The organism is Noviluteimonas lactosilytica, assembly GCF_020866925.1.
GTDB classification, from domain to species: domain Bacteria; phylum Pseudomonadota; class Gammaproteobacteria; order Xanthomonadales; family Xanthomonadaceae; genus Noviluteimonas; species Noviluteimonas lactosilytica.
The window spans coordinates 21,316-34,180 of the sequence record NZ_JAJGAK010000004.1; the positions used below are offsets into that span (position 1 = coordinate 21,316).

Genomic DNA, 12,865 nt, shown 5'->3' on the forward strand with positions numbered 1-12,865 from the left:
GATGGTGTCCAGCGCTTCCGCCGTCGCGCGACCGAGCGTGCATCGCAACTTCCATCGCATCGCATGGCTCGCGGCCGCGCTCGCGTTCGGCGTGATCGTGTTCGGCGCGTTCGTGCGCTTGTCGAACGCGGGCCTGAGCTGCCCCGATTGGCCGACGTGTTACGGCCGCGCCGCGTGGCCGCAGGCCGCGCACGACGCCGCCGATCATGTCGCGACCGCGATCCGCGCCGTCGAGCCGCACAAGGCGTGGCGCGAACAGCTGCATCGCATGCTCGCCGGTTCGCTCGGCCTGCTCGTGCTCGTGCTCGCGGTGCTCGGCGCGCGCAAGCGCAGCTTCGGCGTCGCGCAGGTGCTGCTCGCCGCATTGCTCGTGGGCATCGGCATCCCGCTGTACATGCAGGGGCAACACGTCGCCGCATCGGTGTTCGCGATCGCGGGCGAAGCGCTGCTGCTCGCCGGTGCATTGCGCTGGTCGAACGTCGACCTCGCGCGTGCGTCGTCGCTCACCTTGATGGTCATCGTCTTCCAGGCCTTGCTCGGCATGTGGACGGTGACGTGGCTGCTGAAACCCATCGTCGTCATGGGCCACCTGCTCGGCGGATTGCTGACGTTCTCGCTGCTGGTGTGGATGGCGTGGCGCGCGACCAACATGCCGATCCGCCTCGCGTTCGCGCGGCGCATGCACGTGCTGATCGCGGTCGGCCTCACGTTGCTCGCGATCCAGATCGCGCTCGGCGGCTGGACCAGCGCGAACTACGCCGCGCTCGCGTGCGCCAACGATTTCCCGAAGTGCGTCGGTCAATGGTGGCCGCCGACCGATTTCCGCGAAGGCTTCGTGCTCTGGCGCGGCATCGGCGTGGACTACGAAGGCGGCGTGCTCGACGGCCAGTCGCGCATCGCGATCCAGATGGCGCATCGCATGATGGCGGTGGTCGCGTTCGCGTACCTGCTGTGGCTCGCGATCCGCCTGGTGCGCATCCCGGGCCTGCATGCATGGGGCGCGACGCTCGGCGTGCTGTTGTTCGCGCAGGTGGGGCTCGGCATCGCGAACGTGAAGCTCGGGCTTCCGCTGCACATCGCGGTGCTCCACAACGCGGGCGCGGCGCTGCTGCTGTTCGTGCTGGTCTCGCTCATCGCGCGCGTGCGCGCGCCGGAGGCCTGACGCCTTATGCGCTCACGCGTCGCCCAATATTGGACCCTGACCAAGCCGCGCGTGGTCGCGCTCATCGTGTTCACCGCGCTGGTGGGCATGTTCCTCGCCGTGCCCGGCCTGCCGCCGTGGCGCGAGACCGTGTTCGGCCTGCTCGGCATCTGGCTCGCCGCGGCGTCGGCGGCGGCGATCAACCACGTGCTCGACCAGCGCATCGACGCGTTGATGGCACGCACGCACGATCGTCCGCTGCCCACGGGTGGATTGAAGACGTCGCAGGCGGTGGTGTTCGCGCTGGCGCTCGGCCTGTCGTCGATGGCGATCCTGGTGTTCCTCGTCAACCCGCTGTGCGCGCTGCTGACGTTCGCGTCGCTGATCGGTTACGCGATCGTCTACACCGGATGGTTGAAGCGCGCGACGCCGCAGAACATCGTGATCGGCGGCATCGCCGGGGCGGCGCCGCCGCTGCTCGGCTGGTCGGCGATCACCGGCATGCACGGCGAGTACGACTGGGCCTACGCGCTCACGCTCGTGCTGATCATCTACCTCTGGACGCCGCCGCACTTCTGGGCGCTCGCGATCTTCCGCCGCGAGGACTACGCGAAGGCGATGGTCCCGATGCTACCGGTGACGCACGGGGTGACCTATACGCGCTGGCAGATCCTGTTCTATTCGGTGCTGCTGGTCCTCGCGACGCTGTTGCCGTTCGCGCTGGCCATGAGCGGGATCTTCTACCTGGGCGGCGCGCTCGTGCTCGGCGCGGTGTTCCTCTGGTATGCGTGGCGCATGCTCGATCCGCCGGACGAGTTCTTCGCGATGCGCATGTTCCAGTACTCGGTCGTGTACCTGATGGCGCTGTTCGCCTTCCTCCTCGTCGACCACTGGCTGATGCCGTGGCTGCAGGCCGCCCCCGCGGTGGAATTCCGCCCGGTCGGCTGACGTGAAAACGCGGAGGCCGTCGCGCATCGAACCGGCCTGCCTCCGCACTCCCTGAACAAATCCGGCGGCGCCGCGCGGGATGTGACGCGCGGCCCAAACACTGCGCGTGCGCAGGCGTCAGATGGCCCTCCCGGAGGGGGTTCACGTCAGTGACGGCCGGGAAGGGAGTTCCACCCATGCGCAACGACGATCGTTCCGACCGCAGCGAACGCAGTGCCCGCGTGCTGCTCTTCCTCGCCCTGTGCGGCGCCGTGTTCTGGGCGCTGACCAGCGGGCCCGCCTGACGTTGAACCAATCCCGCGCGTCCTCGCATCCACCGGGGCGACTGGAACATCGTCGGCGTCGGTGATCGGGCGGCGACGGCGCAGCCGACACACCGCCACGACAGCGTCGAACCTGGCGCGGCGGGTCACCGGCGCCGGCGATGTCCCAGGCGCGTGGGGAACACGCGAGTCGAATGCATCAGGCGCGCGTCGACAGCAGCCCGCGTAGTTCGTCCTTTTCGTAATCTTCGAGCGCGCCTTCCAGCTTCTTCGCCTGGAGTTCGGCGATGCGCTGCTGCACGGTCTGCTTCTCGAGTTGCGCCATGACGTCGACGAACTCCGTCTCCCACATCGCCTCGTCGCCGGGTAGCGATTGCGTGGCGAGCTTGTGCAGCGCCGCCGCTTCCTCGCGTTCGCCGAAATGTTCGAGCAAGCCGCCGGTGCGGATGTCGGGACGCTCGCGCACGAGTGCGACGAGTTCCGACAACAGGTCCACGCCGGGCTGGCGCAATTCGGCGAAGCGATAGGGCGGTTCGAGCGCGAGCGCGATCGACGGTTGCTGCAACAACAGGGCGATCGCGCTGCGCACGAGGCTGCGCTTGGGCGTCGCATTGAGCGCGGGCGCATTGCGCGCGCGCTGCGCAGGCACGTGCGTTTCGGGTTGCGCGGCGCGTGCACCGACGCCGGTGAGTTCGGTGAGGCGCTGCTTCATCAGGTCGCCGAACGCGCCATCGGGAATCTGCGCGAGCAACGGCTTGCATCGTTCGGCCAGGCGCGCCTTGCCGTCGAGGCTCGACAGGTTCACGTCCGACGACATCTGCGCGTAGAAGAACTCCGACAGCGGCGTCGCGTCGCGCAGGCGCGCATCGAATCCTTCGCTGCCTTCCTTGCGCACGATGGTGTCCGGGTCCTCGCCGTCGGGCAGGAAGAGGAAAAACGCCTGGCGGCCGTCCTTCATGCGCGGCAGCACCGATTCGAGCGCCTTCCACGCGGCGCTGCGTCCCGCGCGATCGCCGTCGAAGCAGAAGAACACGTCGGCCGCGTTGCGGAACAACAACTCCGCGTGATCCGGCGTCGTCGCCGTGCCGAGGGTGGCGACCGCCTGCGACACGCCGTACTGCGCGAGCGCGACGACGTCCATGTAGCCCTCGACCACGATCAGGCGATCGAGCTTGCTGTTGACCTGCCGCGCCTGCCACAGGCCGTACAACTCGCGACCCTTGTGGAAGAGCGGCGTCTCCGGCGAGTTGAGGTACTTCGGCGAATCCTCGGGATCGAGCACGCGGCCGCCGAACGCGATCGTGCGCCCGCGCCGATCGGCGATCGGGAACATCAGCCGGTCGCGGAACTTGTCGTAGACGTGGCCCTTGTCGTTCTTCGAGAACAGGCCCGCACGTTCGAGCAACTGCATGCGGCGCTGGTCGGTGCCGAGCGCGTCGCGCAGCGCGTTGAAACCGTCGGGCGCGTAACCGATGCCGTAGCGTTCGGCGATCGCGGGCGCGATGCCGCGCTTGTCGACGTAGGCCTGCGCCTTCGCGCTGTTGCCCAGGTGCTTGCGGAAGAACTTCGCCGACGCGTCGAGCGCGCCGAACAGGTCGGTGGTGTCGTGGTTCTCGTTCTTCTGCCGCGTGTCGCGCGGCACTTCCATGCCGACGCGCTTGGCGAGTTCGTCGACCGCGTCGAGGAACTCGAGGCGGTCGTAGTTCATCAGGAACGAGATCGCGGTGCCGTGCGCGCCGCAGCCGAAGCAGTGATAGAACTGCTTGGTCGGCGAGACGGTGAAGCTCGCCGAGCGTTCGTCGTGGAAGGGACAGCGCGACGCGAATTCCTTGCCCTGGCGCTTGAGCGGCACGCGCGACGCGATCACCTCGACGATGTCGGTGCGCGCGAGCAGGTCGTCGATGAAAGCGTCGGGGATGCGGGCCATCGGTGTCAGGATGCCACGAGCGCGCGCGAGGGCGATGGCCGCGCGCGAGACATCAGCCGCCGGCGAGGCGGCGCTTCACGATCGCCGAGACGTCGCCCATGTCGGCCTTGCCCGCAAGGCGCGGCTTGAGCACGCCCATCAGCTTGCCCATGTCGGCAGGGCCGGCCGCGCCGCTGTCGCGGATCGCGCCGTCGACCACGTCCTCGATCTCGGCTTCCGACATCTTCGCGGGCAGGTAGTGCTCGATGATCGCGATCTCGTTGCGCTCCACGCCCGCGAGGTCCTCGCGGCCGGCCGCGTCGTACTGGCTCACCGAGTCGCGGCGCTGCTTGACCATCTTGTCGAGGACCGCGAGCACCTGGGCATCGTCCAGGGAGATGCGCTCGTCGACTTCCTTCTGCTTGATCGCGGCATTGATCAGGCGGATGACGCCCAGGCGTTCCTTCTCGCCGGCCTTCATCGCGGCCTTCATGTCGTCGGTCAGCTGGGTCTTGAGGCTCATGGAGTGCTCCTTGCAGAAATGCGAAAAGCCGGCGGCGCATGGGCGCGGCCGGCTTCGCGAGGTTTGGACCGATGCGGGGCGGGGCGAGCGACTCGCCGCCGGCGCCGGATCAGTACAGGCGCTGGCGCTTCGTGACGTCGCGCGAGGTGCGGCGCGCCTGGCGCTTCACCGCGGCAGCGGCCTTGCGCTTGCGTTCCTGCGTCGGCTTCTCGTAGAACTCGCGCTTGCGGGTCTCGGCGAGCACGCCGGCCTTCTCGCAGGTGCGCTTGAAGCGGCGCAGGGCAAACTCGAAAGGCTCGTTTTCGCGGACTTTGACGCTCGGCATACGGTATCTCGTTTCTATAGAGGATCTGCCGGGGCAGACCCGGGGAGCCGCGTATGATAGCGGCCTGCCCTTCAGACAACAACCGTCATGCGCGTCCTCGGCATCGAGACCTCCTGCGACGAGACCGGCGTGGCCGTCTACGACACCGCGCGCCCCGGCCCCGAAGGCCTGCGCGCGCATGCGGTCTACAGCCAGATCGCCCTTCACGCCGAATACGGCGGGGTCGTGCCGGAGCTCGCGAGCCGCGACCACGTGCGCAAGCTCCTGCCCCTCATTCGCCAGACCCTTGGCGAAGCGGGCCTCACGACCGCCGACCTCGATGGCGTGGCCTACACGGCCGGCCCCGGCCTGGTCGGCGCATTGCTCGTCGGCGCGGGCGTCGCGCGTTCGCTCGCCTGGGCCCTCGACGTGCCCGCGGTCGCGGTCCATCACATGGAAGGCCACCTGCTCGCACCGCTGCTGGAGGACCCGGAGCTGAAGGCGCCGTTCGTCGCCCTGCTGGTGTCGGGCGGCCACACGCAGTTGGTCGGGGTCGATGCGATCGGCCAGTACCGGCTGTTGGGCGAAACCCTCGATGACGCCGCGGGCGAAGCCTTCGACAAGACCGCCAAGCTGATGGGCCTGCCGTATCCGGGCGGCCCGCAGCTCGCCGCGCTCGCGGAGCAGGGGCGGCCCGGGGTGTTCAAGTTCGCGCGGCCGATGACCGATCGCCCGGGCCTCGACTTCAGCTTCAGCGGCCTGAAGACGCAGGTGCTGCTGGCCTGGCGCGACAGCGACCAATCCGAACAGACGCGCGCCGACATCGCACGCGGGTTCGAAGATGCGGTCATCGACACGCTCGCGATCAAGTGCCAGCGCGCGCTCGATGCCGCGGGGTGCGACACGCTGGTCGTCGCCGGCGGCGTCGGCGCGAACAAGCGACTGCGCGTGAAACTCGAAGAGATCGCGCGCAAGCGCGACGGTCGCGTGTGCTTCCCGCGCCCCGCGTTGTGCACCGACAACGGCGCGATGATCGCCTTCGCCGGCGCGTTGCGCCTGGAAGCCGGCCAGCGCGCGGGCAACGCCGTCCACGTGCAACCGCGCTGGGATATGGCATCGTTGCCCGCCGTCCAGACCGTCGCCGCATGAGCGTCCCGCAAGATCGTGTGTTCATCGAAGGCCTCCAGATCGAGGCGCTGATCGGCATCTACGACTGGGAGCGGCGCATTCGCCAGCCGCTGGTGTTCGACATCGAAATGGCGTTCGACAACCGCAAGCCCGCGGCGACCGATGCGATCGAGGACACGCTGGATTACAAGGCGGTGAGCAAGCGCATCATCGCCTTCGTGTCCGCTTCCGACTTCGGCCTGGTCGAGACGTTGGCGGAACGGTGCGCCGCGTTGATCCTCGAAGAATTCGGCGTGCAGCACGTGCGCCTGAAACTGAGCAAGCCCGGCGCCGTGCGCGGCGCGCGCGCAGTGGGCGTGATGATCGAACGCAGCCGCGGATGAGCGCGACGACGGATCATTCGAAGGCCGGCCGTTCGCGGGCGTTCCTGAGCCTCGGCAGCAACGTCGAACCCGAGCGCCACCTGCGCGCGGCGATCGCGGCGTTGCGCGAACGCTTCGGCGTCGTCCTCGTCTCGCCGGTCTATCGCGTGCCGGCCGTGGGCTTCGAAGGCCCGGATTTCCTCAACGCCGCGGCGATGATCGCCAGCGACCTCGATCCCTTCGCGCTGGCCGAATGGCTGCACGATCTCGAACGCGCCAACGGCCGCGTGCGCGGGCCGGTGAAATTCAACGATCGCACGCTCGACATCGACCTCGTCTACTTCGAACACGTGGTGCTCGACGAACGTGGCCTGCGCCTGCCGCGCGACGAATTGCGCCACGCCTTCGTCCTGCGTCCGCTCGCCGACATCGCGCCGTTGTTCGTCGATCCGGTGCGCCACATGACGCTCGGCGACTTGTGGCGCGCGCATCCGGATTTCGGGAAGGCGCTGGAAGTCGTCGAAGTCCTCTAGCCGCGGCTTCAGGCTTCCAGCATCCGCCCGCCGTCGAGCCGGATCACCTGTCCGGTCACGTACGTCGCATCGCGCAACAACCACCGCACGGTGTCGGCGACCTCTTCCGGCGTGCCGGTGCGCTGCAGCGGCGTGCGTTCGAGCAGCGCCTGCTTCGCCGCATCGGCCTTGCCCGAGTCGGGCCAGAGGATCGCGCCGGGCGCGATCGCGTTGACGCGAACTTCGGGCGCGAGTTCGAGCGCGAGCGCGCGCGTCATGTGCACGAGCGCGGCCTTGCTCATGCCGTACAGCGTGTGATCGCGCAGCGGGCGCTCGGCGTGGATGTCGGCGAGATTCACGATCGCGCCGCGCGACGCACGCAGGTGCGGCGCTGCGGCCTGCGCGAGGAAGAACGGTGCGCGCGCGTTCGCGTTGAACAACGCATCCCATTGATCGGGCGTCGCCGCGCCGATCGGCGTGGGGAAGAACGCGGACGCGTTGTTGACCAGCGCGTCGAGCCTGCCGAAGCGGCCGACGGTGTGCGCGACCAGTTCGGGCAGGCGGTCGAACGCGGCGAGGTCGGCCTTCAACACCACGGTCGAGCCGGCGCGCATCGATTCGAGGTCGGTCGCGAGCGCATCGGCCTCCGCGCGCGAGGCGTGGCAATGGAGCGCGACATCGAAGCCGGCTGCATGCAGCCCGCGCGCGATCGCGGCGCCGAGGCGGCGGGCACTGCCGGTGATGAGGACCGCGGGTCGTTCCATCATGGGCGGCTCAGGGGCTTCGGGCTATCCTGCGGCATTGTCGATGTTTAACGCGTCCATGTCCGCAACGCCGGAAGCCCATCCCGATCCCGCCCGCGCGCCGATCCCCGACGCCATCGCCCTGGCGCACAGCGAGCGCCTGCGCCAGCACATCCAGGCGCAGATCCTCGGCGCCGGCGGCGCGATCCCGTTCTCGCGCTTCATGGAGCTGTGCCTCTACGCACCGGGGCTCGGTTACTACAGCGCGGGCGCGACCAAGTTCGGCGCGGCTGGCGACTTCGTCACCGCGCCGGAGCTCGGGCCGTTGTTCGCCGCATGCGTCGCCGACAGCGTCGCGCCCTTGCTGCAACAACTGGGCCCGGGCGCCGACTTCCTCGAACTCGGCGGCGGCAGCGGCGCGTTCGCCGAAGTCGCGCTGAAGAAGCTGCTCGCCGCCGACGCCTTGCCCGCGCGCTACGCGATCCTCGAACCCAGCGCCGACCTGCGACAGCGCCAGCAGGAGCGCCTGCGCGAACGGCTCCCGTTGCTCTACGACCTCGTCGAATGGCTCGACGCGCCGCCTTCGCACGACTGGAACGGCGTGCTGTTCGCCAACGAAGTGATCGACGCGTTGCCGACGCCGCGCTTCACGCTGCGCGAGGGCGAAGTGTTCGAGGAGCACGTCGCGCTCGATGCCGAAGGCCACTTCGTGCGCACGGACCGGCCAGCGGATGCGTTGCTCGCCGCGGCCGTGCGCCATGTCGAACGGCAGCGCGACGGGGCGTTCCCGGACGGCTATCGCTCCGAATTGCTCCCGCAGTTGCCGTACTGGGTGCAGGCGGTGATGGGCGGATTGCGCAAGGGCGCGATGTTGTTCGTCGACTACGGCTACCCGCGCGCCGAGTACTACTCGCACCAGCGCCACGACGGCACGCTGCGCGCCTTCATTCGCCATCGCATGACCGACGACGTGTATGCGTTGCCGGGCCTGCAGGACATCACCGCGTCGGTGGATTTCACCGCGCTCGCCGAAGCGGGCACGGGCGCGGGCTTCGACCTCGCGGGGTACTGCTCGCAGGCGAGCTTCCTGATCGGCAACGGCCTGGAAACCAACCTCGCCGCCGCCGAAGCGCGCGCGCACGACGAAGCGCAACGCTATCGCCTCCGCCAGGAAGCCAAGCGCCTCACGCTGCCCGGCGAAATGGGCGAACGCTTCCAGGTGATGGGCTTCCAGCGCGACGTCGAATTCGGCGCCGCCTTCCTGCACGGCGACCTGAGCTGGCGCCTGTGATCCGCTTGCTCGGGGCAGGATTCCCCGGCACGGGCGCGCTGAAATCGTTCGCGCGCCCGCAACGCTGGCTCGGTGCGTGGTGGACGATGATCGCGCTGGTGATCGTCGGTTCGTTGCTGCCCGCGTTGTTGTTGCCGGACCTGCCGGCGGGCAGCGACAAGGTCGAACACTTGCTGGGCTACGCGATCCTGGCCGCGATGGCGGTGCAGCTGTTCGCGACGAAGCGTGCGTTGTTGTCCGCGGCGATCGGGCTCGTGCTGCTCGGCGTCGGCATCGAAGTCGCGCAGGATGCGCTGACGACGACGCGCGAGATGGATGCGTGGGATGCGCTCGCGAATACCTGTGGCGTCGTGATCGGCATGGCGACGGTGTTGGCGCCGGTACGCGATGCCTTGTTGCGGATGGATCGACGCTTCGCGCGCTAGGTCGTTTCTTCCGCGGGCTCGCGTGGCGGCCGCGCCGCACGGATCGCGCGGATACGTGCCTTCGCCAGCGCCTCGCCCAGCGCTGGACCTTCGAGGCCCTCGCGCGCGACATCCGCGGCGCGGACCGACTGCGCGACTTCCAGCAAACGCACCAACTCCTCGCGCTGCGGATACGGTCGGTCTTCGAGCCCCGTGCGCCCGCGCTTGTCCGCTTCGCACACGACGCCGAGCTGCGCGATGCGCGCGGGCTGGCGGAATCCGTCGCAGCGCACGAGCAGGTCATGCACGGTCTTGTCGCGCAGTTCGAACAGGCGATGCACGTTGAGATGTTCGCGGCAGGCGATCTTCGCCAGGTCGCGATGTTGCGCCGGCACCTTCATGCGCGCGCAGAGTTCGCGCAGCGGCGCGAGGCCCGCGTGTTCGTGGCCGAGGTGTTTGGGCAACACGTCTTCGGGCGTCAGTGCTTTGCCCAGGTCGTGCACGAGCGCGGCGAAACCGACGACGGCATCGCCCGGTGCGAGACTCGCGGCCATGTCGCACACCAGTTCGATGTGTTTGCCCGTGTCGACTTCTGGGTGGTACTCCGCGCGCTGCGGTACGCCGTAGAGCGCGTCGACTTCCGGCAGCACGATCGCGAGCGCGTCGCACGCGCGTAACGTGCGCACGAACGCGGACGGCGTCTTCGACGCGAGCGCACGCACAAGTTCCTGCCACACGCGCTCGGGCACGAGTTCGGCCATTTCGCCCGACGCGACGATCTCGCGCATCAGCGCCATCGTCTCCGGCGCGATCTCGAACCCGAGCGACGCGAAGCGCGCCATGAAACGTGCCGCGCGCAGCACGCGCAACGGATCTTCGACGAACGCGGGACCGACGTGGCGCAGCACGCGCTGCTCGATGTCGCGCGCGCCGCCCCAGGGATCGACGAGCGTGCCGTCTTCGCGTTCGGCGATCGCATTGATCGTGAAGTCGCGACGCTGCAGGTCTTCCTCGAGCGTCACGCCCGGATCGCTGTCGACGACGAACCCGCGATAGCCGCGCCCCGACTTGCGTTCGGTGCGCGCGAGCGCGTACTCCTGCTGGGTGTCCGGATGCAGGAACACGGGAAAGTCGCGGCCGACGGGCTTGAAGCCTTGCGCGAGCATCTGCGCGGGCGTCGCGCCGACGACCACGAAGTCGCGATCCCCCGCCGGCAGGCCCAGCAGGCGATCCCGCACCGCACCGCCGACGAGGTAGGTCTCCATCGGCCGATTATGTGGTCAGCCGCCCGGTGTCGGGCAAACGAACCCCTTGCGCGCCGTACCGCTGCGGCCGCGCATGCGATCGCTCACCGGCGCCGCGTCGCCGTTGAGGCGCCAGTCGTAGATCACGCTGAAGGCGAGCACGCGCGCGACGTACTCGCGCGTTTCCTTGTAGCTGATGGTCTCGATCCAGAAGTCCGGATCCATGCCCGGCCGCTGCGACTGCCAGCGCGCGAGCGGCGCGGGGCCCGCGTTGTAGCCGGCGAGCACCTGGTAGGGCGGGCCGTACTTGTCGTAGAGCTGGCGCAGGTACGCCGTGCCGATGGCGATGTTGGCGTCGGGGTCGTACAGCGTCGACGCGCCGTTCCAGGGCAGGCCGATGCGACGCGCGACCGCCATGCCGGTCGCGGGCACGACCTGCATCAGGCCCATCGCGTTCGCACCGGAGCGCGCGTTCGGATTGAACGTGCTCTCGGCGCGGATCTCGGCGGCGACCCACGCGGGGTCGAGGCCGTTCTTCGCGGCTTCGCGGCGGATCGTCGCGTCGTGGTGCAACGGGAAGCGCAACGCATACATGCGCTGCTCCTCGGGTTGCTTGCCGAACGAGAACACCGCGCGATCGAACCAGCCGTACTCCTGCGCAACCGCCACCGCGCTGCGGCGCTGCGCATCGCTGAAGCGCGACAGCGCATCGTCCCACTCGCGTTGCGCCCAGCCCGGACGATCGGCCTGGTACAGCGCCATCGCGCGCACGATCGCCGGATCGCGCGCGATCGCCGCCTGTTCCGGCGTGCCGAACTTCACGTCGACGGGGCACAGCGCGTAAGGCTCGCCGATGCGATCTGCGGCGAGGAAACCATGGAACTCCGGCTTGCGCGCGGCCTGGCGATACAACGCCTGCGCGCCGGCCTTGTCGCCGGCGATCTCGGTCAGGCGCGCCTGGAAGTACGTCCAGCGCGAATCGTTGCGCTGCTTGTCGCCCATCTTGCGGATCGCGGCGAGCGCCGCGGGCCAGTCGCTGCGCGACATCGCTTCGCGCGCGCGCCATTCGTGCAGGCGGTCGTCGTACGCGCTTTCGGGCACCGCGTTGAGGCGGCGTGCGGAGTCGGGTTCGTACGATGCGACCGTCCACAACGCCGCCTGGTAGAGCACGCGCGCGCGATCGGCTTCGGTGAACTGCAAGGCGTCGGCGAACTTCGGCAACGTCGTGTCGGCGAGCATCGGCACCGACTTCGCCAGGCGTGCGAGGCCCTGCGAGGCCATCAATCGGCTGCGCGGCGTCTTCGGCCAGCTGAGCGCGCGATCGTGCACGGCTTCGAAGAACGCGGCGTAATCGTTGGCGAGCGCGGCTTCGGCGGCGGGCAGGCCACGTGCGGCGCTGCGCATGACCGCCGGTTCCCATTCGTTCGCGGCTTTCTCGATGCGTTCCCAGCGCAATTCGGGCGGCAATCCGCCCTTCGATGCGAGCACTGCGAATGCAGCGTCGCACGTCGACGGCAATGCCTTGCCGGTGCTGCGCCAGATCGCTTGTGCATCGCTGATCCACTTCGCATCCGTGGCGCCGGTGGCCTGGCGTGCGTCGAGCTCCGCGCAACGCAACGCGACGTCGTCGATCGACGGATCCCACGCGCTGCGGAACGTCGGCCAGTCTTCGCGACGCGACAACGCGGCGAGCCAGAGTTCTCGGAACGCGCCGGCGACGGCCTGGCCGCGGTACTTCGCGAGGAAGGCTTGTGCGCGCTGCGCGGGAAGCGTGTCGATGCCGCGACGCAACGCGGCGTATTCGACCCAGCCGGCGAGCGGATGATCGGCGAGCGCCGACGATTGCGCGGGCGTCAGCTTGCCCAGTTCCGCGGCCGAGAACGCGGCGCGCACTTCGTCGCGGCGCGGCACGATCCTGATCGGCGCGTTGTTCAACGGCGGCGGCGCGACGGTGCGCGACGCGGCGGGCGCGGGTGCGGGACGTGCCGGCGACTGCTGCGCCGACACGGAGGTCGAGGCAGCGAAAACCAAGGCAAAAACAAGCGGCAGCGAATGACGCGACATGGGGGACCGTTGGGGGAGACGGCGATGTGGCT

The 12,865-nt window shown here is 69.1% G+C and carries 13 protein-coding genes; 7 read left to right on the forward strand and 6 right to left on the reverse strand.

Going from position 1 to position 12,865, the window contains the following annotated elements; all coding sequences use genetic code 11:
- The first annotated feature begins 1 nt into the window (after position 1).
- Complete coding sequence (locus LK996_RS14075; RefSeq protein WP_230528008.1) at positions 2-1,162, forward strand: COX15/CtaA family protein; 1,161 nt, start codon at positions 2-4, stop codon at positions 1,160-1,162.
- Between the two features lie 6 nt (positions 1,163-1,168).
- Positions 1,169-2,089: a heme o synthase gene (locus LK996_RS14080; protein WP_230528009.1), complete on the forward strand. Its 921-nt coding sequence runs from the start codon at positions 1,169-1,171 to the stop codon at positions 2,087-2,089.
- Between the two features lie 462 nt (positions 2,090-2,551).
- Here LK996_RS14080 and dnaG read toward each other — a convergent pair whose 3' ends face one another.
- The 3 genes from dnaG to rpsU all read right to left on the reverse strand — a co-directional run bounded on the left by dnaG (position 2,552) and on the right by rpsU (position 5,106).
- Entirely contained in the window at positions 2,552-4,279 is a 1,728-nt protein-coding gene (gene dnaG / locus LK996_RS14085; protein WP_230528010.1) for a DNA primase, read from the reverse strand.
- Positions 4,280-4,331: 52 nt separating this feature from the next.
- On the reverse strand, positions 4,332-4,781 hold the full coding sequence (locus LK996_RS14090; RefSeq protein WP_230528011.1) for a GatB/YqeY domain-containing protein: 450 nt from the start codon (positions 4,779-4,781) through the stop codon (positions 4,332-4,334).
- Positions 4,782-4,890: 109 nt separating this feature from the next.
- Complete coding sequence (rpsU, locus tag LK996_RS14095) at positions 4,891-5,106, reverse strand: 30S ribosomal protein S21 (protein ID WP_036170822.1); 216 nt, start codon at positions 5,104-5,106, stop codon at positions 4,891-4,893.
- A gap of 87 nt (positions 5,107-5,193) precedes the next feature.
- Here rpsU and tsaD point away from each other — a divergent pair, with 87 nt between their 5' ends.
- The 3 genes from tsaD to folK are packed head-to-tail and all read left to right on the forward strand — an operon-like array spanning position 5,194 to position 7,108.
- On the forward strand, positions 5,194-6,234 hold the full coding sequence (tsaD, locus tag LK996_RS14100) for a tRNA (adenosine(37)-N6)-threonylcarbamoyltransferase complex transferase subunit TsaD (RefSeq protein WP_230528012.1): 1,041 nt from the start codon (positions 5,194-5,196) through the stop codon (positions 6,232-6,234).
- Positions 6,231-6,596 carry a dihydroneopterin aldolase gene (gene folB, locus LK996_RS14105; RefSeq protein ID WP_230528013.1) on the forward strand — a complete coding sequence of 122 codons (366 nt, stop codon included), beginning with the start codon at positions 6,231-6,233 and terminating at the stop codon, positions 6,594-6,596. The genes tsaD and folB overlap by 4 nt, the downstream gene beginning before the upstream one ends.
- A complete protein-coding gene (folK, locus tag LK996_RS14110; RefSeq protein WP_230528014.1) occupies positions 6,593-7,108 on the forward strand; it encodes a 2-amino-4-hydroxy-6-hydroxymethyldihydropteridine diphosphokinase in 516 nt (171 codons plus the stop codon). Before folB ends, folK begins: the two co-directional genes overlap by 4 nt.
- Positions 7,109-7,116: 8 nt before the next feature.
- On the opposite strand, the gene LK996_RS14115 is transcribed toward folK, so the two are convergent.
- The gene (locus LK996_RS14115) at positions 7,117-7,854 is read right to left on the reverse strand and encodes a pteridine reductase (protein WP_230528015.1); all 738 of its coding nucleotides are present in this window, start codon (positions 7,852-7,854) and stop codon (positions 7,117-7,119) included.
- Positions 7,855-7,909: 55 nt separating this feature from the next.
- Here LK996_RS14115 and LK996_RS14120 point away from each other — a divergent pair, with 55 nt between their 5' ends.
- Both LK996_RS14120 and LK996_RS14125 read left to right on the forward strand, forming a co-directional pair.
- Positions 7,910-9,121 carry a class I SAM-dependent methyltransferase gene (locus LK996_RS14120; RefSeq protein WP_230528016.1) on the forward strand — a complete coding sequence of 404 codons (1,212 nt, stop codon included), beginning with the start codon at positions 7,910-7,912 and terminating at the stop codon, positions 9,119-9,121.
- Between the two features lie 86 nt (positions 9,122-9,207).
- A complete protein-coding gene (locus LK996_RS14125; protein WP_230528259.1) occupies positions 9,208-9,546 on the forward strand; it encodes a VanZ family protein in 339 nt (112 codons plus the stop codon).
- Here LK996_RS14125 and LK996_RS14130 read toward each other — a convergent pair.
- Entirely contained in the window at positions 9,543-10,790 is a 1,248-nt protein-coding gene (locus LK996_RS14130) for a multifunctional CCA addition/repair protein (RefSeq protein WP_230528017.1), read from the reverse strand. The genes LK996_RS14125 and LK996_RS14130 overlap by 4 nt on opposite strands.
- Positions 10,791-10,805: 15 nt before the next feature.
- Complete coding sequence (locus LK996_RS14135; RefSeq protein ID WP_230528260.1) at positions 10,806-12,704, reverse strand: lytic transglycosylase domain-containing protein; 1,899 nt, start codon at positions 12,702-12,704, stop codon at positions 10,806-10,808.
- Between the last annotated feature and the right edge of the window lie 161 nt (positions 12,705-12,865).

Bases quoted from the DNA above. Each gene is read 5' to 3' on its own strand.
- LK996_RS14120 (WP_230528016.1), top strand. From the start codon at position 7,910: ATGTCCGCAACGCCGGAAGCCCATCCCGATCCCGCCCGCGCGCCGATC.
- tsaD (WP_230528012.1), top strand. From the start codon at position 5,194: ATGCGCGTCCTCGGCATCGAGACCTCCTGCGACGAGACCGGCGTGGCC.
- LK996_RS14090 (WP_230528011.1), bottom strand. From the start codon at position 4,781: ATGAGCCTCAAGACCCAGCTGACCGACGACATGAAGGCCGCGATGAAG.
- LK996_RS14125 (WP_230528259.1), top strand. From the start codon at position 9,208: ATGATCGCGCTGGTGATCGTCGGTTCGTTGCTGCCCGCGTTGTTGTTG.
- rpsU (WP_036170822.1), bottom strand. From the start codon at position 5,106: ATGCCGAGCGTCAAAGTCCGCGAAAACGAGCCTTTCGAGTTTGCCCTG.
- dnaG (WP_230528010.1), bottom strand. From the start codon at position 4,279: ATGGCCCGCATCCCCGACGCTTTCATCGACGACCTGCTCGCGCGCACC.
- LK996_RS14115 (WP_230528015.1), bottom strand. From the start codon at position 7,854: ATGATGGAACGACCCGCGGTCCTCATCACCGGCAGTGCCCGCCGCCTC.
- LK996_RS14075 (WP_230528008.1), top strand. From the start codon at position 2: ATGGTGTCCAGCGCTTCCGCCGTCGCGCGACCGAGCGTGCATCGCAAC.
- LK996_RS14080 (WP_230528009.1), top strand. From the start codon at position 1,169: ATGCGCTCACGCGTCGCCCAATATTGGACCCTGACCAAGCCGCGCGTG.
- LK996_RS14130 (WP_230528017.1), bottom strand. From the start codon at position 10,790: ATGGAGACCTACCTCGTCGGCGGTGCGGTGCGGGATCGCCTGCTGGGC.
- folB (WP_230528013.1), top strand. From the start codon at position 6,231: ATGAGCGTCCCGCAAGATCGTGTGTTCATCGAAGGCCTCCAGATCGAG.
- folK (WP_230528014.1), top strand. From the start codon at position 6,593: ATGAGCGCGACGACGGATCATTCGAAGGCCGGCCGTTCGCGGGCGTTC.